The 19,290-nt window shown below is 69.6% G+C and carries 20 protein-coding genes and 1 pseudogene; 5 read left to right on the forward strand and 16 right to left on the reverse strand.

Features of this window, described 5'->3' with window-relative positions; genetic code table 11:
- Positions 1-93 precede the first annotated feature (93 nt).
- The 10 genes from ACFY1L_RS38165 to ACFY1L_RS38210 form a co-directional block, all read right to left on the reverse strand.
- Positions 94-249 (reverse strand): hypothetical protein, encoded by a 156-nt coding sequence (locus tag ACFY1L_RS38165; RefSeq protein WP_388835088.1) that lies wholly within the window; start codon positions 247-249, stop codon positions 94-96.
- A gap of 54 nt (positions 250-303) precedes the next feature.
- Positions 304-1,650, reverse strand: coding sequence for an Nramp family divalent metal transporter (locus tag ACFY1L_RS38170; RefSeq protein ID WP_388835091.1), 1,347 nt, complete (start codon positions 1,648-1,650; stop codon positions 304-306).
- 155 nt (positions 1,651-1,805) lie between these two features.
- Positions 1,806-3,458 (reverse strand): chaperonin GroEL, encoded by a 1,653-nt coding sequence (gene groL / locus ACFY1L_RS38175; RefSeq protein ID WP_388835093.1) that lies wholly within the window; start codon positions 3,456-3,458, stop codon positions 1,806-1,808.
- Positions 3,459-3,612: 154 nt separating this feature from the next.
- Positions 3,613-4,638 carry an NAD(P)-dependent alcohol dehydrogenase gene (locus ACFY1L_RS38180; RefSeq protein ID WP_388835095.1) on the reverse strand — a complete coding sequence of 342 codons (1,026 nt, stop codon included), beginning with the start codon at positions 4,636-4,638 and terminating at the stop codon, positions 3,613-3,615.
- Positions 4,635-5,351 carry an iron-sulfur cluster assembly protein gene (locus ACFY1L_RS38185; protein ID WP_388835098.1) on the reverse strand — a complete coding sequence of 239 codons (717 nt, stop codon included), beginning with the start codon at positions 5,349-5,351 and terminating at the stop codon, positions 4,635-4,637. Before ACFY1L_RS38185 ends, ACFY1L_RS38180 begins: the two co-directional genes overlap by 4 nt.
- Positions 5,348-6,346, reverse strand: a complete 999-nt coding sequence (locus tag ACFY1L_RS38190; RefSeq protein ID WP_388835101.1) for an amidohydrolase family protein — start codon at positions 6,344-6,346, stop codon at positions 5,348-5,350. Before ACFY1L_RS38190 ends, ACFY1L_RS38185 begins: the two co-directional genes overlap by 4 nt.
- Before the next feature lie 17 nt (positions 6,347-6,363).
- Entirely contained in the window at positions 6,364-6,720 is a 357-nt protein-coding gene (gene mimD / locus ACFY1L_RS38195) for a propane 2-monooxygenase effector subunit MimD (RefSeq protein ID WP_361255310.1), read from the reverse strand.
- The gene (locus ACFY1L_RS38200; protein ID WP_388835104.1) at positions 6,717-7,847 is read right to left on the reverse strand and encodes an aromatic/alkene monooxygenase hydroxylase subunit beta; all 1,131 of its coding nucleotides are present in this window, start codon (positions 7,845-7,847) and stop codon (positions 6,717-6,719) included. The genes mimD and ACFY1L_RS38200 overlap by 4 nt, the downstream gene beginning before the upstream one ends.
- Positions 7,848-7,873: 26 nt before the next feature.
- Positions 7,874-8,887: an FAD-binding oxidoreductase gene (locus ACFY1L_RS38205; protein WP_388835107.1), complete on the reverse strand. Its 1,014-nt coding sequence runs from the start codon at positions 8,885-8,887 to the stop codon at positions 7,874-7,876.
- A gap of 66 nt (positions 8,888-8,953) precedes the next feature.
- Positions 8,954-10,597 carry a methane monooxygenase gene (locus ACFY1L_RS38210; protein ID WP_388835110.1) on the reverse strand — a complete coding sequence of 548 codons (1,644 nt, stop codon included), beginning with the start codon at positions 10,595-10,597 and terminating at the stop codon, positions 8,954-8,956.
- A 245-nt stretch (positions 10,598-10,842) separates the two neighbouring features.
- On the opposite strand from ACFY1L_RS38210, the gene ACFY1L_RS38215 reads away from it, so the two are divergent.
- Positions 10,843-12,720, forward strand: a complete 1,878-nt coding sequence (locus tag ACFY1L_RS38215; protein ID WP_388835114.1) for a sigma-54-dependent Fis family transcriptional regulator — start codon at positions 10,843-10,845, stop codon at positions 12,718-12,720.
- A gap of 22 nt (positions 12,721-12,742) precedes the next feature.
- Here the strand turns inward: ACFY1L_RS38215 and ACFY1L_RS38220 are convergent, their stop codons facing one another.
- The 3 genes and pseudogenes from ACFY1L_RS38220 to ACFY1L_RS38230 form a co-directional block, all read right to left on the reverse strand.
- Complete coding sequence (locus tag ACFY1L_RS38220; RefSeq protein WP_388835116.1) at positions 12,743-12,949, reverse strand: hypothetical protein; 207 nt, start codon at positions 12,947-12,949, stop codon at positions 12,743-12,745.
- 264 nt (positions 12,950-13,213) lie between these two features.
- On the reverse strand, positions 13,214-13,831 hold the full coding sequence (locus ACFY1L_RS38225; RefSeq protein ID WP_388835119.1) for a VOC family protein: 618 nt from the start codon (positions 13,829-13,831) through the stop codon (positions 13,214-13,216).
- Positions 13,832-13,894: 63 nt separating this feature from the next.
- A pseudogene (locus ACFY1L_RS38230) lies at positions 13,895-14,154 on the reverse strand (alpha/beta hydrolase); the annotation flags it as partial.
- Positions 14,155-14,250: 96 nt separating this feature from the next.
- Here ACFY1L_RS38230 and ACFY1L_RS38235 point away from each other — a divergent pair.
- Complete coding sequence (locus tag ACFY1L_RS38235) at positions 14,251-14,868, forward strand: TetR/AcrR family transcriptional regulator (protein ID WP_388835121.1); 618 nt, start codon at positions 14,251-14,253, stop codon at positions 14,866-14,868.
- Here ACFY1L_RS38235 and ACFY1L_RS38240 read toward each other — a convergent pair.
- Together ACFY1L_RS38240 and ACFY1L_RS38245 are read right to left on the reverse strand one after the other, a co-directional pair.
- Positions 14,865-15,389 (reverse strand): hypothetical protein, encoded by a 525-nt coding sequence (locus ACFY1L_RS38240; RefSeq protein WP_388835124.1) that lies wholly within the window; start codon positions 15,387-15,389, stop codon positions 14,865-14,867. The genes ACFY1L_RS38235 and ACFY1L_RS38240 overlap by 4 nt on opposite strands.
- A 49-nt stretch (positions 15,390-15,438) precedes the next feature.
- Positions 15,439-15,858 (reverse strand): VOC family protein, encoded by a 420-nt coding sequence (locus ACFY1L_RS38245; RefSeq protein WP_388835126.1) that lies wholly within the window; start codon positions 15,856-15,858, stop codon positions 15,439-15,441.
- Positions 15,859-16,165: 307 nt separating this feature from the next.
- Between ACFY1L_RS38245 and ACFY1L_RS38250 the strand changes: the two genes are divergently transcribed.
- Entirely contained in the window at positions 16,166-16,864 is a 699-nt protein-coding gene (locus tag ACFY1L_RS38250; RefSeq protein WP_388835129.1) for a hypothetical protein, read from the forward strand.
- 115 nt (positions 16,865-16,979) lie between these two features.
- Positions 16,980-17,597, forward strand: a complete 618-nt coding sequence (locus tag ACFY1L_RS38255; protein ID WP_388835131.1) for a hypothetical protein — start codon at positions 16,980-16,982, stop codon at positions 17,595-17,597.
- Positions 17,598-17,603: 6 nt separating this feature from the next.
- Here the strand turns inward: ACFY1L_RS38255 and ACFY1L_RS38260 are convergent, their stop codons facing one another.
- Positions 17,604-18,350 (reverse strand): helix-turn-helix domain-containing protein, encoded by a 747-nt coding sequence (locus ACFY1L_RS38260; protein WP_388835597.1) that lies wholly within the window; start codon positions 18,348-18,350, stop codon positions 17,604-17,606.
- Between the two features lie 226 nt (positions 18,351-18,576).
- Here ACFY1L_RS38260 and ACFY1L_RS38265 point away from each other — a divergent pair, with 226 nt between their 5' ends.
- Positions 18,577-19,242 carry a DUF4097 family beta strand repeat-containing protein gene (locus ACFY1L_RS38265; RefSeq protein ID WP_388835133.1) on the forward strand — a complete coding sequence of 222 codons (666 nt, stop codon included), beginning with the start codon at positions 18,577-18,579 and terminating at the stop codon, positions 19,240-19,242.
- Positions 19,243-19,290: the final 48 nt, after the last annotated feature.

Raw genomic sequence — 19,290 nt, forward strand, 5'->3', positions numbered from 1 at the left:
CGCGAGCCGATCTCACCGCCAAGACGGACATGCTCCCAGCGCTTCAGGGGACGGGACTGGGCGTTCGCACCGGATTCACATTGTCTGCACCGCTCACACGGGCCGGATCGATGCGGCCGGCGTCGGCCCCACCGACGTCAACGCCGCCACACCGCAGCCTCGCCGCGATCTGTGCCGCCGGTCGACGAACCGGTCCAGGCTCTCCGCGTCGAGTTCCTCCGCAAGCAGGCGGCGATCTGCCGGCTTCATGCCCACAGGTTTCGGCGCGAGAGCGAGCCGCCCATTGGTTCGACGGGCGAACGCTCAACCGGCGGACAGGCTCACCAGCAGGGCCACGTTCAACGCCACCACGGTCGCACTGATGACCCATGCCCCGCACGTCGTCGCCCGTCGGTTGACCCAGCGGCCCATGACGCCGGCGTCGCGGGTGAGCAGGACCAGCGGGACCAGCGCGAACGGGATGCCGAAGGAGAGGATGATCTGGCTGAACACCAGGCTCTCCGTAGGGCCGGCGCCGGCGGCGAGCACCACGATCGCGGGTGTCATGGTGAGCAGCCTGCGCAGCAGGACGGGGATCCGGCGGCCGAGGAACCCGCCCATCACCACCTCGCCCGCATACATGCCGACGCTGGTTCCCGCGAGGCCCGAGACGAGCAGGGCGAGCGCGAAGGCGAGGGCCGCGACCGGGCCGACGAGCCGCCCGTAGGCGTCGTGCGCCGCACCCAGCGAGTCGGCGGCCTCGGGCGCACCGGGGTGGAACAGGGTCGCCGCCGACACCAGCAGTGCCACGTTGACGGCACCCGCGAGCCCCATCGCGACCAGCACGTCGGTGCGTACGTGGCGCAGAAGGCGTCTGCGCAGCGGTCGATCGGGGTCGTCGGACGGACCGCCGGCTCCGGGCACGAGGGAGAGGCTGTAGCGGTCGCTGGTCAGCGCCGAGTGCAGATAGATCACGTGTGGCATGACGGTGGCGCCGACGATCCCCCCGGCCAGCACCACGCTCTCGGCCCCCGACAACCGCGGCGTCAGTCCGTCGGCGGCGGTGGCCAACGGAGCACCGGCTCCCAGCACTTGTCCGAGGAACAGCCCCAGTAGACAGGCCAGGCCCGCCGCCATCAGCACCTCGAACCGGCGCCGCCCACGCCCGCGCATCGGCATCAGCAGCAGCGACACCGCCCCGACCACCACGCCGCCCACCCACAAGGGAAGCCCGAACAGCAGATGCAGGGCGATGGCCCCACCGACCACCTCCGCAAGGTCGGTCATCACCACGACCGCCTCCGCCTGCACCCACAACCCCCACACCACCGGCCTTCGATATCGGACACGGCACAGCTCCGGCAGACTCATCCCGGTGGCGACGCCGAGCTTGGCGGAGAGGTACTGCAGCAGCATCGCCACGACGTTCGCCGCGAGGAGCACCCACAGCAGCAGCGGCCCGAAGGTCGCGCCGGCCTGCACATTGGTGGCGAAGTTCCCCGGATCGACGTAAGCGATCGCGGCGACGAACGCCGGCCCGAGGAGGCTGTACGACAGCCCGGAGCGCAGTCGGGGACGTCGTTCGCCCGGAGTGCGGCTGGGTACGCCAATGGGAGCGAAGGCTGGGGGATCGATCTGCCCGGAACGGGCAGGGTACGGTTCGGCCGCCATGATGCCGCTGCTTTCTTGGTCGGGGGTAGGTGATGCGCCCCTTCAGGGGCGCGGGGCTCTGTCGATATGCGGCTCTGCCGCGTGGGCGCGACCAGCCACGACGCATCCGCACACGGCCAAGCACCGCACATCGCAGACGCGACGCCGACCAACCACTACGGAATGTTGGACGGCCGCGGCAGCCCCTCCGCCAAATCCCCGATCTCCGGCGAATAAATGGCACCGGGATTCCCGACGACCTCCTCGACGACCAGCGTCTCGGTCGTCAGCAGCAGCGCAGCAATCGACGCGGCACTCAGCAGAGCGCTACGCGTGACCTTGACCGGGTCGACGATTCCCCGCAGATGCAGGTCGTCGTAGTCACCGCGCAAAGCGTCCAGACCATGCCCGACCGGCAGCGCCGCGACCTTCGCCTCCGCCTCGTCCGGATCCAGCCCGGCGTTGATGGCGATCCATCGCAGCGGTTCGGCGAGCGCCTTGGCGACGATGGCGCGGCCCAACGCGACCTCGTCGCCGGGGAGTTCAAGCGCGGCGACGTCCGCACGAGCGTGCAGCAACGCCGCACCCCCGCCGGCCACGATCCCTTCCTCGGCCGCCGCCCGGGTCGCGGCGAGCGAGTCCTCCAGCCGCATCTGCTTCTCCTTGAGCTCGACGCCGCTGGCCGCGCCGACGCGGATCACGGCGACGCCCCCGGACAGCTTCGCGATGCGCTCGCTCAGCTTGTCCTGGTCGTGCTCGTTGGTGGCCCGCTCCAGCTCGATCTTGAGGTTCTCGATCCGCTCGGCGACCCTCTCGTCGCCGCCCGCCCCGCCGAGCACCGTGGTGGAACGCTCCGTGGCGATGACCTTCTCCGCGCGCCCCAGGTCGTCCAGGGTGACGCCCTCCAGGGTGCGGCCGGCCGTACCCGTGATCACCCGCCCGCCGGTCAGCGCCGCCATGTCCTCCAGCTCGGCGATCCGCCGGAAGCCGAAACCGGGGGCGCGCACCGCGAGTGAACGGAACGTGCCGTGCGCCGCGTTGGTGACGAGCATGCCGAGCGCGGGCCCGTCCACGTTCTCCGCCACGACGACCAGCGGGGAGCCGGTGCGCGTCACCTGCTCCAGGATCGGCATCAGGTCCTGCACCTTGCTGATCTTCGTGTCGCAGTACAGCAGGTACGGGTTCTCCAGCACCGTCTCCATGCGTCCCTGGTCGGTGACCATGTACGGGGAGAGCCACCCGTTGTCGAACTCCAGCCCCTCCGCGTACTCGACGCTCAGCCCGAATGCCGACGACTCCTCCACGGTGACGACGCCGGTGCGGCCGACGCGGGCCACGGCCTGGGCGATGGCCTCGCCGATGGCCGGGTCGTTGTTGGCGGACAGGGCTGCCACGCGCACGAGTTCGTCGTCGGTGCGTACCGGCCGTGACTGGGCGGTGAGTGAGTCGACGGCGGCGGCCACGGCGGCCTCGATGCCGTTCTTCAACAGCACGGGGTTGGCGCCCTCGTTGACGGACTTGAGTCCCTCGCGGACGATCGCCTGGGCGAGCACGGTCGCGGTTGTCGTGCCGTCGCCGACGTCCCCGTTGGTGCGGGTGGCCACCTCCTTCACGAGCTGGGCACCCATGTTGGCGAAGGGGTTCTTCAGCTGGATCTCGCGGGCGATGGTGACGCCGTCGTTGGTGATGGTGGGTGGTCCGGTCAGCTTCTCCAGGACCGCGTTGCGACCCTTCGGGCCCAGGGTGACGCGCACCGCGTCGGCCAGTGCGTTCACCCCGCTCTCCAGCAGTGCGCGCGCTTCGGCATTGAAACGCAGTTCCTTCGCCATGGCGGTGTCGTCCCTTCAAGGCTGGTCTGTCCAAAGGGCGTTCGGAAGAGAAGGAGGCGGTGGCGGCGGCCGGGAGTGCGGGCATCCGTGGTGCGCCGACCCTCGTGTACGGGTCCACGGAGCGGCCGCCGCCACCTGTACGGGGAGGCGCGGCTCAGGGCACGAGCACGGCGCGCCCGCGCACCCGGCCCTGGTCCAGGTCGTCCAGGGCCCGGCCGAAGTCGGCCAGGGGGTAGGTGACCGTGTGCAGGGTGACCAGGCCGCGCGCGGCGAGGTCCATCAGTTCCACCAGGTCGGTGTAGGAGCCGACCAGGTTGCCCACGAAGTTGATCTCGGTGGAGATGATGTCGATGGTCGGCACGGACAGGGTGCCGCCGTAGCCGATGACGTAGTAGTCGCCGGCCCGTCGCAGCATTCGTACGCCGTCTTCCAGCGCACCGCCCTCGCCGACGAAGTCGAGGACTGCCTCGGCTCCCTGACCATCCGTCAGGTCCGCGACCTGCTGGACCTGGCCGCCGTCGGCGACGACGGTGTGGTGCGCGCCGAGCTGCTCGGCCAGCTTCAGCGCCTCCGCCGACCGGTCGACGACGATCAGCTCGGCCGGGGTCAGCGCCCGCAGCACCTGGATACCGACGTGCCCGAGCCCGCCCGCACCGATCACCACGGCCCTGGCACCCGGCGGAAGCCTGCGGGCCGCCTTCTTCGCCGCGTGGTACGCCGTCAGGCCCGCGTCGGCCAGCGCCGCCACGTCGGCCGGGGCGAGCCCGGGGTCGAGCGGGACGACCGCGCGGGCGTTGGTGCGCAGATACTCGGCGAAGCCGCCGTCGGAGTCGATGCCGGGGAAGGCGCTCGCCGTGCAGTGCACGTCGTCACCGCGCCGGCAGGCGGCGCACAGCCCGCAGGTGGCCAGCGGATGCAGGATCACCGGGTCGCCCGGGGACAGGCCGGTGACGGCGGAGCCGACCTCCGCGATCCAGCCGGCGTTCTCGTGGCCCTGGACGTACGGCAGGGTGACACCGCTCTTGGCCTGCCACTGGCCCTCGATGATGTGCAGGTCGGTGCGGCACACTCCGGCGCCGCCGATCTTCACGATCACGTCGAGCGGCCCCGACAGCACCGGCTCGGACACCTCGTCCAGTTCCGGCCGACGGTCGTAGCCATGCAGGCGTACGGCTTTCATGCGCTCTCCTCCTTCCGGGATCCGGGCCCGTAGCGGGTCGCCAACAGCCCTTCGCACAGCTCGGTGTTGGTGCCGATGCCGACTCCGGCGGTACGCCCCCGCAGCAGATGCCGCTCCAGACCCACCGCCGGCACGGCGTGCCCCTCGTCGTCGAGGAACAGTGGCGCCGCAGCGTCCGCGGGCAGGCCCAGCAGGGTGCGCCGACGGCGCAGCGTCACCGTGAGGCGTTCCGGCAGATCGCCGACGACCGCATCCGCCAACTGCCGGAAGGTCCAGCCGCGTTCGAGAAGCCGCTTGCCGAGTCCGGCCTGGGCGGCCAGATGGCCCTTGCGCAGGAAGACGGCCCGCAGCTCCGCCATCTGGTCGGCGTCGGCGAGCCCGGGGAACGCCTCGGCGAACGACCGCCCGCAGCCCACGCCCTGGTTGATCTCGTCCGAGGCGAAGTGGTCCTCCAGAACCACCGTGCACTCGCCCGCCCAGGCCAGCGCGGCCAGCGCGCGACGGGCGTCCTCCACCATCAGCCAGGCGAAGTTGGGGGCGCAGAAGTAGGTGGGCAGCCGCAGTCTGGCCTCCACGGAGCCGTCCGCGCCGACGCTGACGGCCCGTACGAACCCCAAGTCGGTGATGGGCCGGTCGAGTTCGGGGTCGAGCACCGCCGCCAACGCCGCGTTGACGGCGGTCACGCGGTCGACCGCCTCGGCGACGGCGGTCATGCCGGCACCGCTGACTGTGCCGCGCTCTCGGGGACCTTCAGGTCGTACAGTCGCGCGTGGTTGAGCCCGAGGATCTTGCGCTTGACGTCGGTGGTGAGCGTGCCGTACTCGCTCTGGAGGTCTTCGGGGATCTGGAAGTCGACGAACTTCTCGATCAGCCATTTCGGGCTCCAGATCGCGTAGTCGCTGCCGAACACGATCCGGTCCTCGTCCAGCCAGTACAGCAACTCGCCGATGATCTGGGCGAAGTAGCGCGGCCGGGTGTGGATGAAGGGCATGACCACCGACAGGCCCGCGTACACGTTGGGTTCCTGGGTGGCGATCCAGCAGAAGTCCTCCAGGCGTGGGAGTCCGGAGTGCTCCACGATGAAGTTCAGGCCGGGGAAGGCGGTGGACGCGTCGTCGATGTCGGCGACGTCGAACGCGTCCCGGTTCAACGGCCAGATGGTGGGGCCCTTGTGGACGTGGATGTTGCGGATGCCGAGCTCCTGGCAGAGCGCCAGGTAGTCGTGTGCCTCGGGGTCGGACAGCTTCCACCCCTTGGACGAGCCGCGCCACTCGGCGGTGTAGAGCTTGACGCCGCGCAGCTGCCACTCGGTGGCCAGCTTCCGCAGCCGCTCCAGGCCGGCCTCGCCCTCGCGCGGGTCGAAGGAGCCGTTGGCGATCAGCCGGTCGGGGTGCTTGCGGGCCAACTCGCCGTTGCGTTCGGTGGTGTTGAAGCCCCTGCGGTAGAACTCGTTGAGGTACGTGGGCTGAAAGATCCCGACGTCCACGTAGCCGGTGTCGAACAGGTCGTGGATCAGGTCGCGTTCGCTGTACTTGCGGAACTTCTCCAGCGGCCACACCCACTCCTCGGGGCTGAGGTTGCGCTGGTAGTCGTAGAAGCAGCGGATGAAGCCCTCGCCGTACTTGTTGGCGGTGTTGGCCTCGCTCGCGTCCCAGAAGTGGATGTGTCCGTCGACGATGAAGTAGTCGACGCCGTCCTTGCGGTACATGCGTGCTCCTCGGGGCGTCAGTCGACCGGACTCAGGTCGAAGTCGATGTACTCGGCGGCGTCCTCGGGGTTGGCGAAGAGCATCGTGCGGTCGTCGAGGTGGACCATGCGGCCGTAGTGGGTGGACATGATCTCCTCGAAGTCGGCCTGGTCGAAGTCGAAGCCGAGGGCCTTGGAGATCTCGTCGAAGTCGAAGGTGAGGACGCGTTCGCCGTCCACGCGGATCATCGACGGGTAGTCGGTGACGGTGACGTGCTCCTTGCCGCGCATGACATCGGCGACGACGTGGCCGTTCTGGTTGTTCATCAGGGTCACGCCGCACTTGTTCGACGAGGTGCGGTCCGCGTGGAACGGCTGGGGTGCGGTACTGGTCACTTCGCGGTCCTCTCGCTGGTGCGGTCGGCGGGCGCCCGAAGGCCCAGGTCCTCGATCAGGCGGGCGAAGCGCTCCTTGGCGCGGTCGAGGCTGTCCTCGAAGCGGACGGGCTTCTCCGCGGGCTGCGACCACAGCGGCTGCAGCCGGCGCGCCGCGTCGAGGCTGACCGGGACCCAGCGCTCCAGCCACTCCTGGACGACCTGCTTGTTGCCGGGGCCGTGGCTGTCGTCGCCGAGCAGCAGGGTGAACAGGGCTCGGGTGTAGCGCAGGTCGCGGTCGTAGTCGTTCTCGCCGGCGCCCATCACACTGGGGGTGGTGTAGTCGCCGTTGCGAGCGGCGATCTGCAGGACGAGGTGGCTGCGGAACAACTCACCGACGAGGGGCTCGAAGACGAGGTTCGTCGCGAACAGGCTCTCGGCCCAGTCCTGCACGGCGGTGAGCCGCTCGACGTTCTCGCGCACGCCCTGCCAGGCCGGGTCCGACTGCCACACCTCGCGGTGGGCGGAGCCGTCGAAGCCCTGGAGCTGCTCCTCGATGTCGAGGTTGTACAGCGCCAGGTCCTGTGCGAAGCGCAGCTTGTGCGCGCCGTTCACCGCCAACGCGTTGTTGATCATGTTGGTGGGTGCGGAGCGCTGGATCGCCACGAACACGTGCATGCCCAGCCCCTGTTCGGCGTGCATCCACGCGCCGACGTGCCGTTCGACGAACTGGGTCCACGAGCGGGTCCACTGCCCGTACGCCTCCGCCTTGCGGGCGTTGGCCAGGTTCTGCTGGACCTGCCGTACGACGTTGGCGTTGTTGCGGTAGATGGTCTGCTCCCACTCCTCGTTGGGGTCGAGGAAGCGGTGCCAGTCGGACGACTTCAGGGCCGTCCAGTCCTGCGGGTAGCCGGAGGAGCCGTCGGCGAAGCCGTAGATCCAGCCCTGCGTCAGGTGGCGTTCGGGGTCGGGCTGGACGTCGAAGGTGACGTCCTCGTACATCGTGGCTCGCAGCTTCTGCGGCTTGTAGTAGGAGAAGGTGCGGCTGGTGGAGCTCGGGAAGACGAGCGCTCCCGCCTCCGCGTCGGTGAACTGAGGCTTGGGGAAGCTGCGTTCGGCCTTGACCGGCTTGTCGGCTTGCGTGGTCATGCGTACGGCTCCTCGCGACGGTCGGGTCAGGTGTCGGTGGAAGTGGTGAACTTGTCCAGGAAGATCCGCTCCTCGGGCATGCCCTTGCCGGTGAGCAGGTCGAGTGCGGCGTCACACATGGGCGGCGGGCCGCACAGGTAGGCGTCGGCGGTCGACAGGTCGCCCTCGTGCCGGTCGACGACGTCGGTGATCAGGCCTTGTTCGTACGAGCCCGACGGGTCCTCGGACAGGGCGGGTACGAAGGCGAAGTCCGGGAGGCGACTGCCGAGTTCGGCGATCTCGTCGAGGGCGAACAGGTCCCGCTCGGTGCGCGCCCCGTAGTAGAAGCGGGTGCGACGGATGCTGCCGGTGGCGGCGAGGCCGCGCAGCTGGGCCAGGATCGGTGCCATGCCGGCGCCGCCCGCGAGCAGGATGAGGTCGCGGTCGGGGGCGTCGCGCATGACGCAGGTGCCGTACGGGCCCTTGACCGTCAGCGGGTCGCCGGGGCGCAGGGTGCCGTCGAGGAGGCCGGAGAACAGGCCGCCGGGGTAGCGCTTGATGAGGAACTCCAGCGTGCCGCCGGGAAGTTGAGCCATGGAGAAGGAACGCCAGTGCTCGGTTCCGGGTACCCGGATGTCGACGTACTGTCCGGTGCGGTAGGGGAGTTCGTCCCCGGGATCGAGCGTGAGACGGACGATGTCGTGCGTCATCGGCTCGACGGCGGCGACGGTCGTGCGCACCTCACGTGGCGGGATACCGCTGAGCAGCATCTCCTCGTCGTAGTTGATGAGTTCGACGGTGAGGTCGCCGTAGGCGTGTGCCCGGCACAGCAGGACGTAGCCCTCCTCGCTCTCGTAGTCGGCCAGCGCGAAGGTGGAGTAGCGCTCCATCTGCTGGTCGCCGTCCAGCAGGAAGGACTTGCAGGACGAGCACTGGCCCTCCTTGCAGCCGTGCATGAGCTGGACGCCCTGGCGGAACGCGGCGTCCAGGACGGTCTCCTCCTCGTCGGCCTCGATCTCGATGCCGACCGGTTCGAATCGGATGCGGTGCTTGTCGCCCACAAGGACCAGCCCTTTCCGGGGCGGCGACCCCGCGACGGAGTTGTCGCCGCCCCTCGCGCGGGACCGTCAGATCGCCGACGGGGTGATGTTGGTGCGGCCGCGGTAGTCCGCGACGTGCGCCTCGCGCTCCTCGTCGGACATCTCGTTGAGCGTGATGTTGGGGCTGACGAAGGTGTTGCCCCGGACGTCGTCGAGCGTCCACAGCTTCTTCGGGTCGTCGAGGTCGAGGTGCGGCTGCGGGATCAGGGTCTTGCCGTCGTCGCGGACGTAGCCGAGGTCCTGGACGATGTCGGCGAGGTCCTGGCCGTGGTAGAGCGTCTCCCACTCGCGCTTGCCGGTCAGTCGGCCCATCGACGGCGTGGCGCGGCCCTCGTACTCGGGCCGGAACGCGGTGGTGTCGGTCCACGCGCAGGTCTCCGAGCAGTACGTGCGCCACTGCCCGTCGACCTTGTCGACCACCATGTCCTGCCGGATCAGGCAGGGCACCATGCAGCTCCAGCAGCGGTGCGGGTACTGGTAGCCGACGTCCTCGAAGGCGATCGGCTTGTTCCGGCCCGGGTGCCGCATCCGGTTGTACGCCTCCCACCAGGCGCCGTACTCGTCGTACCAGCCCGGGTACTTGGACTCGAACCACTCGAAGTCCTCGTCCGTCATCCCGTCGATGCGCCAGAAGTTGACGGGCCAGCCGGTGGCGAAGAACTGGGCGACCTTGTGGACGTAGCCCTGGTCCCAGATGCGCTTCCAGGCCTCCTCGACGAGGTCGTGCGGGATCTTCAGGCCGTACTTCTCCAGCGGGATCAGGTACGACCGGTAGTAGTCGTCGTAGATCCAGCGCCGCCACATCTCGGCGTAGGACTCCCGGTCCTTGCGGCGGTCCTTGGAGCCGTACTCGATGAAGGTGCCGATGGCGGCGTCGACGACGCAGTGGTTGTTCCACCAGGCGTAGCGCAGGTCGCGCTCCAGGAGCTGGCGGTTGTCCTCGTCGGCGAGGGCCATCAGCAGGATCGAGTAGCCGTTGGAGATGTGGCGGGACTCGTCCGACTGCACCGAGTGGAAGACGGTGGGCAGCAGGTAGTCGCCGTTGGCGGCGGCCTCGGCGGGCATCGCCACGAACAGGGTGTTGGTGAACGCGGTCTCGGCGACCAGCGTCAGATAGACGTTGGCGGCCGTGATCGCGTCGCCGGTGATGAACCCCTCGCCGAACTGGCGGCCGATGGTGCCGGCGTAGCAGTTGGCGAACGCCTTCTCGGAGATGTCGAACCCGGCGGGGTCGATGTAGTGGTTCATGTAGAGGCGCTTGAGGTTCATCTGGATCGTCGAGTGACGCACCTCGTCGATCATCTGGACGGCGAGCCCGTTGTGCAGCTGCGGGTTGGGCACCGCGCCGATCGCCATCGGCATCGCGCGGGCCGCGCTGATCTCGGGGAACGGGATGATGGAAAGGAACAGTTTCTGCCACTCCATCCAGCGCTGCTGGACCTGGCGGAACATGTTGCCGCGGATGGCGCCGTCCATCGCGCCGTAGACCCGGTTGTCCTTCTCCTCCTCCATCGGGAAGTAGGAGCGCAGGACCTGCTTGAGCGGGTCCTTCTTGGGGGCCTTGTCGAAGCGGTAGTCGGTTGCGAAGCGGTCGGCCGGCGTTGCGAACGTCGGCTCCCACGACAACTCGGTGATCTTCTTGTGCGCCTTGCTCAGGCTCTGTCGGCTCACGGGTGATGCTCCTCCGGCTGACTCGGCGGTGATCCCGGCGGAACCGGCGGCGCACTGCCGTCTGTGACCGGGCGTCGCCCATCGTGGGGGTGGTTGCGACGGCCCGTCGTCTCAAGTTGAGACACGGGTCACCACGCAGGTATGGCCTGCGCCCGTCGGCCGGACTTAACGTGCTGGCACTACCGGAACCCGGAGCGTCGTCGCACGACCAGCGGCGTCGTCGCACGGCGGAAGGCACAGAGCCGATGGAACCCCTGGAATCCGCGCACCCTCTCGACGGGACGAGGCCGTCTCCGCCTGTCTCCCCGCTCGGCCCGGACCGCCCGTTCCCGCACCTCAACCCGGTCCGTGCCCGAAACCTGTTCCTGGAAGGGGCCGCCGTCCCGTCCTCCGAGGTGCGGGCACCCATTCTCGACTCGTGGCAGCGCTCTCGCTTCTGGGGCGTGGACGCGGACCGTATCGAGGCGCCCTACAACGCCGACTTCGACCCCCACTCCCGGCTGGTCACGGCCGCACGCCCGGTCCTCGACCGGCTCTCCGACGCCCTCCAGGACACCCCGACGTCCCTGATCCTGACCGACTCCAAGGGCCGGGTGCGTGAGCGCCGGACGGGTGACCAGGCTCTGCACGGCCACCTCGACGACATCTGTCTGGCACCGGGCTTCAGCTATGCCGAGGAGTACGTCGGCACGAACGGCATCGGCACCGCCGCCGAGGACGGCCGCACGGCACACGTCTTCGGCTCGGAGCACTTCTCCGAGCGGCTGCAGCGGGTGTCGTGCGCGGCCGCGCCCATCCGCAACCCGGCCAGTGGCAGGGTGCTCGGCCTGATCGACCTGACCTCCTGGCAGCACACGGCCTCGCCGTTGATGATGGCGCTGGTGAGGGAGGCCGCCGCCGACATCGAGGAGCGGCTGCTGGAGATCGGCTCGGAGCGGGAACGAGCGGCGTTCCGCGCCTTCCTGACGTCACGTCAGCGATCTCGGCGGGCCCTGGTCACCCTCACCGACGGGCTGCTGCTCGCCGACGCGGCCGCGACGGAGCTGCTCGGCCCGGACGACCACCGCCGGCTGCGGGAACTGGCCGCGGACCCGGCGGGGCTGCACGAACAACGTCTGGTGCTGAGCGACGGGCGGACGGTGCAAGTGCGGGGCCGGGAGGTGGCGGACGGGACATCCGTGGGAAGCCCGGCCGCGTATCTGATCGAACTGCGGCTGGTCGCGGAGCAGGAGGCGCCCGCACCGCGCACGGCGACCAGGATGCCGCCGCTGCCGGGAATCGCCGGTTCGAGCCCCGCCTTCCGGGGCGTGGTGCAGCAGTTGATCCGGCACTGCGGGCAGGGGCGCTGGACGCTGGTGGACGGCGAGGCGGGCACCGGCAAGCAGGAGCTCGTACGGGCCGTGCACCGGCACGTCGCACCCACCGCCCCGTATGCCGTGCACGACGCGGCCGACGTGCGCGGCGGGGCGGCCGCCTGGCTGGGTGCCGTCTTCCAGGACCTGGCCGAGGACCGGGGCACGGTGGTGCTGCGCCATCTCGAACTGCTGCCGGCCATGGTGGCCGGGCAGCTCGACGGCGTGTTGCGCAGCACAGCGGGGCGGTCCGGCTGGGTGGCCGCGCTGCTCACGCGCGAGGGGCCGACGCTGCCCGGCGCGGGCGGGCAGCGGAAGGCCGCGGACCACGTCGATCCCGTACGGGCACGCTTCGGGGCCGAGGTGACGGTGCCGCCACTGCGGCATCGTACGACCGACATCCCGGCGCTCGTGAGCAACCTGATCGCCCGCCAGGGTGGGGACGCCACCTGCACGGAGGCCGTGCTGCGGGCCCTGTCCAGGGCTCCGTGGCCGGGCAATGTCCGCCAGCTCGCCGGTTCGCTCCGATATGCCGAGGCGCATCGCACGGGCTCGGTGATCGAGGAGAGCGACCTACCGCCGTCCGTGCTGTCCCAGGCCCAACACCCGTTGTCCGCCTGGGAGTCCACGGAGCGTGACCTGATCGTCCAGGCCCTCCTCGGCCACGGTGACGACAAGGCGAAAGCCGCGAAGGCGCTGGGAATCTCCCGGGCGACGATCTACCGGAAGATCGCGGCGTACGGGATCCGGCTCGGTCCGCACACCGGCTGACGGCGGGACGGCGCGTGGACGGTCACTCCTCGCGGGCACTCCGTCCGTATGCGCCGTGCAGCCACAGCCCGAACCCCTCCCAACAGCCCAGCACGGTCCCCGACAGCATCAAGCCGGAACCGGCGGAGGCGCCGACGGCCGCGGCGACGGCTCCGCACACCGCCACCAGGACACCGAGTCCGCCGAACACCAACAACCGATCCCGATGTCCCCATGACCGCGTCCCCATCCCTGGCCTCCCTTGCCTCGGAGAATCACCTCCAGGGTGTCGGTCGGTGGCGATGGTCACTGTCTCACTGTGAGACAGGGCCGCACGGCGCAGACCTTCCTGCCGTAGTCGTAGCCCCTCCGTCCGTCTCCCGCGGCGGCTACCACGTCTGATCACCGGCGCGAACCAGCATCTCGCAGACGCTGCTGCCGGGCCGGGCGACCCGTCCGGCCGTCGAGCCGACGTTGACGATGGGTGCAGGGCCGTACCGAGCAGCCGCCTTGCTCAGGACGGCAGTTCGGTACCCGCCTGCTCGCGCACCATGTACTCGGCGTACCAGTCCGGCCAGTCCGGGTCCTCCGCACCGATGCGCTTCTCGTGCTCGCCGTGCGCGGCGGCGGCGCGGCGCAGCGCGCCCGCCAGGTCCTCGGCCGAGGCGAACGTCGTGGTCGCGGCATCCAGGCGGCCCGGGAGCCGGGTGGTGATCTCCTGCAGGACCCAGCCGTTGCCGTCCGGGTCGCTGAACGACACGAATGAGCCGTAGCTGCTGCGCTGCGGATCCGGACCCGGCACCCGCGCGTCGGTCCCGGCGTGGTGGAAGACGCCGCCGGCGTCGTGGAACACCTCGCTCGGCTCGGCGCCGAGCCGTTTCAACTCCCCGTGCGCGGCGTTGATGTCGTCCACGATCAGGTGCAGGCCCTGAGCCGAGCCCGGTGTCTGGGAGGTGACCGAGGTGCCGAAGATGACCGACGCCGGCGAGCCCGGCGGTGTCACCTGCACCACCCGGAAGTTCTCGTCGGTGGCGACGTCCGCGTCGAGCCGCCAGCCCAACCCCGTGTAGAAGCCCTTGGCACGGTCGACGTCGGCCACCGGCACCACGACGACTTCGAGTTTCATGTCCATGACGTGCATCTCCTGCTTTCGTACGAGATGCCGACGCGACGGGACTCGCGCGGCCGTCAGCTGTCAGAGGCGGTCGACGTCCAGGACGGCCTGGGCGAACGCCTCCGGGGATTCCTGAGGCACGTTGTGCCCGATGCCCTCCAGCGTGCGGTGGGCGTACGGGCCGCTGACTTCGCACGGTACGCGCTGGTGCCGTCGCCCGGCGGGGTGAACGGATTCAACGCGCCGTCGAGGGTGATCGCGGGCACCGCGATGCCCGGTCCCGCAGCAAGCTGCGCCTCGATGCCGTCGTAGCGCGGGTCGCCCGCCGAACTGCCGGTGCGATCGGACGGGAACTTGGGGAACCTGGCCGAGCGGGTCCCCGTTCAGACTCACGTGGAGGAGAACAGCGAGAAGGAGAACTTCGCCGGGAACGAATCATGACGCTCCCGTCGGCAAATCCCTGCACCGAGCGGGCGGATGCCGCCCGCAATCGGGCCCGCATCATGGAAGCGGCGGCCCGCCTGGTGATCGAGCGGGGAGCCGAGCAGGTGACCATGGAGGCCGTGGCGCGGGCCGCCGGCGTGGGGAAGGGCACGCTCTTCCGGCGGTTCGGTGACCGCGAGGGCCTGCTGCTGGCTCTGCTCGGCGACGCCGAGGCAGAGTTCCAGGAGGCCTACTCCGAGGGTCCGCCCCCGCTGGGGCCGGGCGCCCCGGCCGTGGATCGACTCCTGGCCTTCGGACGCACCTTGCTGGAGCGCGCCGCCGACGACCAAGACGTGGGCGCCGCCCTCGTCCGCCACGTGCTCGGCGAGCGCCGGCACCGCTCGGAGTTGGGCCGCGCCTTCCACAGCCACATGACGGCACTCCTGCAGGAGGGAGGCGTGGACGGGGACCGCGAATGCCTCGCCTACGCCCTGCTCACGTTCCTGGAGATCGGGCTCTGGGACGATGACCTGCTGCAACAGCGCGGCATGACCGCCACGCGCCTGCAAACGGCCTGGGAGGATCTCGTACGGCGCATGACCCGCCCTGCTCCCCGACAAGCCGCCGACTAGTCCCGCGCGTCGTCCACGTTCCACTCCCGCGGCAGTACCTCGTCACAGCAGGCGCAGAACCAGTCGCTCTCCCGCACGATGTTGAGCTGCCCGCAGGAAGGGCATCGGCGGAACACCACCTCGTGAGTGAATCCGGACGGGTGATGGACACCGGCCCGGTCAAGGGCCTCCGAGACGGCCGGCCACGAGCCAGCATCCGGGCAGTAACCGGTCGAGTGGTTGCTCACCTCGTCCACCACCCACCGTCCGGGCTCCCGGCGGAAACGCACCTCACCGGCACCCAGCACCCGCTCCGCGCCGGAACACGCGACGTGTTCGCTACGGCGCGGCGCCAGCCGCAGCACACCAGCGAGGTCGACAACAAAGGTGAACGGCTCGGCCAAGTCCTCTGCGGACCGCTCCGAAACCCACCGCTCGAAGTCCGCCGCCGAGCAGATGCGCGACCCCTCACTCCCCGGCCGAACGAACGCCTTCAGCTCCGCGGGCCCCACATACCCATAGCTCCGCCCCCGCCTCTTCATGCACGCCAACCTAGCCCCACGCCCAACGATCGCCCGGGGAATTCCTCCGCTAGCTGCCGCTGCCGTCCACGTAGAGACAGAACGGGTGACCGGCCGGGTCGAGCATCACTGTGACGTTCTCCTGCGGCTGGTGGCCGGCCTCCCGCGCGCCGAGTTCGAGCGCGTGTGCCACGGCCGCCTGCAGATCGACGACTTCGAAGTCGAGGTGCATCGTGATCCGCTGAGTGCCGTCCTGGGCGGGCCAGACCGGAGGGACGTACCCGTCCGAGAACTGGAAGGCGATGTAGGCCACGCCCTCCGGCGGCGCGATGGCCGCCCCGTCCTCGTCCTCCTTGGCGATCTCCCAGCCCAGCAGCCTCGAGTAGAAGCGGGCCAGCGCCCGTGGATCGGGCGCTTCGAGCACGATGCCCCACCAGTCGTGTCTCGACATACGAGGGATGCCGGGCTCGTGGCTGGGTCGTCCGTCCATGTCGGCGAGTACTCCCGGATGCTTCGCCACCGCTGCTGTTCGGCGCCTGTTCCCCGGAGCCTACTGGCCTGATTCGTGCCGCTGCGCCGACAAATGCGCAACGCAGGAGCGACGGGCAGTCGAACGATTCCGTACATGCAGGGCAATCCATTGATTGGCCCCATGGGGCGGGTGTCCGAACAACTCCCCGGCAGCAAATCTCGGTGCCGGACGCCGGGCGCACACTGCCGCGCACGGTGCAAAGAACGTTCATGAAGCTGCTCACTCGATTCGGCCGAATGGCGCCGAAGACGCAGAGGAGACAAGGGTGAAGATCAACGGTGGCAGCCGTGGTGGGGATTCCGTGGCCGTACGGAGGAAGAGCCCCATGGGTGGCAAGTGGATGGGGCTGTCGGCACTGGCGCTGGCCCCGCTGGTGGTGATCGCGGCCCCTGGCTCCGCCTCGGCGGCCGGCACGGTGTGCCTGCAGAACTCGGACGGCTCCCAGGCCGATATCGCCGGCAACTGGTCGACGCCCGACAAGACGCGGTCGGTGGGCGTGCAGCAGGCGTCCAAGACCTGGCAGGACTGGGTCTGGCGGGGCCCCACTTTCCAGTGCCCCTGGAACGTTCCCAGCTGCTCCTACGCCTGGCAGCAGTCGAAGACGACGGGCTGGAAGTGGTCGGCCGGCCTCAAGCTCAAGCTGCCGGGTGCCCTCAACAAGGCCTTGAGCCAGCTCGCCGAGCTCACCCCCTCGTACGAGCGCAACGGCTCCACCACCACCTCGTACACCTTCACGACCAACCTGCGGCCGGGGCAGTTCGCCCAGCCGATCCAGGTCGTGGAGCGCCGCTGGACGCAGGGCGTCTACCAGGGCATCTACCACTCCACCGGGAAGTCCTGCCTGCCGAGCCCGAGCAACCCGAACGGCAGGGCCTACCAGTACACCTGGTCCCCCAACGAGCGCTGGGGCAGCTGGACGACCAACCTGCGCGTGAGCGACTACGGGACGTACCACGTCTGGTGACCCTGCCTGGTCGTGACCGCGTCCGGTCGTGACCGGTCCTGAGGCACCCCGTCGACCGGCGGGGTGCCTCTTGGCTCGCCCCCCCGAATTCACCCGACCAACAGGACCTCATCCCATGATGGTGCGTCGTTTCTCCCTTGCCTTCGCCGGTTCGATCGCGGCGATCACATTCGGTCTGCTGACCGCCTGCAGCACCCCGACCCACTCCACGTCCTCGACCGCCGACGCACCCACCGCTCCCGCCGCCGGTTCGGTGAAGACGCAGCCACCGTCCCAGCTGTGCACGGCCCTGACCGCGGACGCCGCCAAGCAGCTCATCACCGACGCCCGGCCCACGGCCCAGGTCAGCCCCGACAAGGGTGACGCGCCGGACGTGTGCGGTTACGCAGCCGCCGACGGGACGTCGATGCTCTCCCTCACCCCGGCCTCCCGCACCTACGCCACCGAACTGTCCGCCGCCCACGACCTGAGCGCGCACCCGGCCCCGGCCGGGATGCGTGACGTGCGGGTCGACGCGCTGAGCGACCTGGGCCGGCAGGCCTTTCGGGAAACCGCCCATCAGGTACAGACGCGGCAGCACATCACCTTCGTCGTGTGGAACTCGGGAGCCCGGGCCTGGGTGCTGTCCTTCGCGACCACGGCGGACACCTCGACCAAGCCGGCCACTGTGTCGGACGACAAGGTGGTGCAGGTGGCTCGATCCATCAGCGCGAAACTGCCCTCCGGTCGGTGAATCTCTCTAACTCGGCTCGGCAGCGCCGTCCGAGGGCGTTTCGGGTTTCGTGTGGAGGACCTCGCGGGCCTGTTCCGCGGCCCGGGTCATGCTCTCGGTGACGAAGCCGACGAAGCGGGCGATGTTCTCCAGGCGGGTGGCGGCCGGGGTGCCGGAACCGAGGATGCCGACGCCCTGCCGTGCGGTCTCGGCGAGTTGGGCGGTTGAGCGGGCGCTGGCGAGTATCGACTGGTACCAGACGTCGTCGTCGACGACGTAGCGCTCGCGGCGGCCCTCGCCCGGTTCCCGGCGGACGAGGTCCAGGTTCTCGAGGAACGCGATCGCTTTGGAGACGGACGCCGGGCTGACCTGAAGGCGCTGGACGAGTTCGGACGCGGTGAGGCTGCCCGCGTCGGTGGTGTAGAGACAGGTCAGCACCCGGGACATCATCTTGGGCAGGCCCTGTTGAATGAACAGGGTGGCCAGCGTCTCCTCGTACTCGCGCACGGCGGCGGCGTCGCGCCCATGAGCCTGCGCGGGTGCCTCCACCCCGCCCCGGGGCGCGGCCTGCCTGCGCCGGTGGGCGCGGCGTTCGGTGGCGTGGTGGGCCAGGTCGGCGCGGTAGGCGGCGGGGCCGCCGTTGCGCATCACCTCACGCGTGATCGTCGAGGTCGGACGGTCGAGACGTCTGGCGATCTCCGCGTAGGCGAGGCCGTCGGCCAGCCCCGACGCGATCTGCTGGCGTTCCTGCTGGGTGAGCCTGCCTCCCGGCATTGCGATCTCCTTCATCTCTCCCTGGTGCCGCCGCCAGCATAGCGTTCATTTTCAATCCATTGCAACGCAACAGGTAACCACTGTTGCATTAAATCTCAAACCATTGCAACGATTTCTTAGCCTTGACCTGCATAGACTGCCATTTCTCGCAACGAACTTGTTGCCAGTTCCTTGAACGCAACGTAGCTTTTCCTTCATCCGAAACAGTGAATCGAAGGAGAGCACGATGCAGAAGTTCGACACCGCCGCCCCCGTCTCCGCCGTCCTGGACATCCCCGCGGGCCGCATCCGGTTCATCGCCGCCGACCGGGCCGACACCGTGGTCGAGGTCCTGCCCGCGGACGCCTCGAAGAGCCGCGATGTGAAGGCGGCGGAGCAGATCGAGGTCGCCTACGACGACGGCATCCTGCGCATCGCGGCCCCCGCGGCGCAGAACCGGATCCTCGGCAACTCCGGATCCGTCGAGGTAACCGTTCAACTGCCCGCCGATTCCCGCGTCGAGGTGAAGGCGGCCGCCGCCGAACTCCGGGGAGTCGGACGCCTCGGCGACATCGCCTTCGAAGGCGCGTACCGCCAGATCAAGATCGACGAGGCCGCGAGCATCCGCCTCACCGCGACCGACGGCGACGTCGAGGTCGGCCGCCTGAACGGCCCTGCGGAGATCAGCACCGCACGGGGCGACATCCGGATCGCCGAGGCCGTGCGCGGCACCGTCGTGCTCCGCACCCAGGACGGCGACATCTCCGTCACCGCCGCCACCGGCGTCTCGGCCGTCCTGGACGCCGGCACCGACTACGGCCGCGTCAGCAACGCCCTCAAGAACGACGGCACCGCCGCACTCGACATCCGCGCCACCACCTCCCGCGGCGACATCACCGCCCGCAGCGTCTGATCCACAAGCCTCTGATCCGCAACCCCTGATCCGCAGCTTCTGAAGGAG

The sequence above is a fragment of the Streptomyces sp. NPDC001663 genome (assembly GCF_042893105.1).
Lineage (GTDB): Bacteria > Actinomycetota > Actinomycetes > Streptomycetales > Streptomycetaceae > Streptomyces.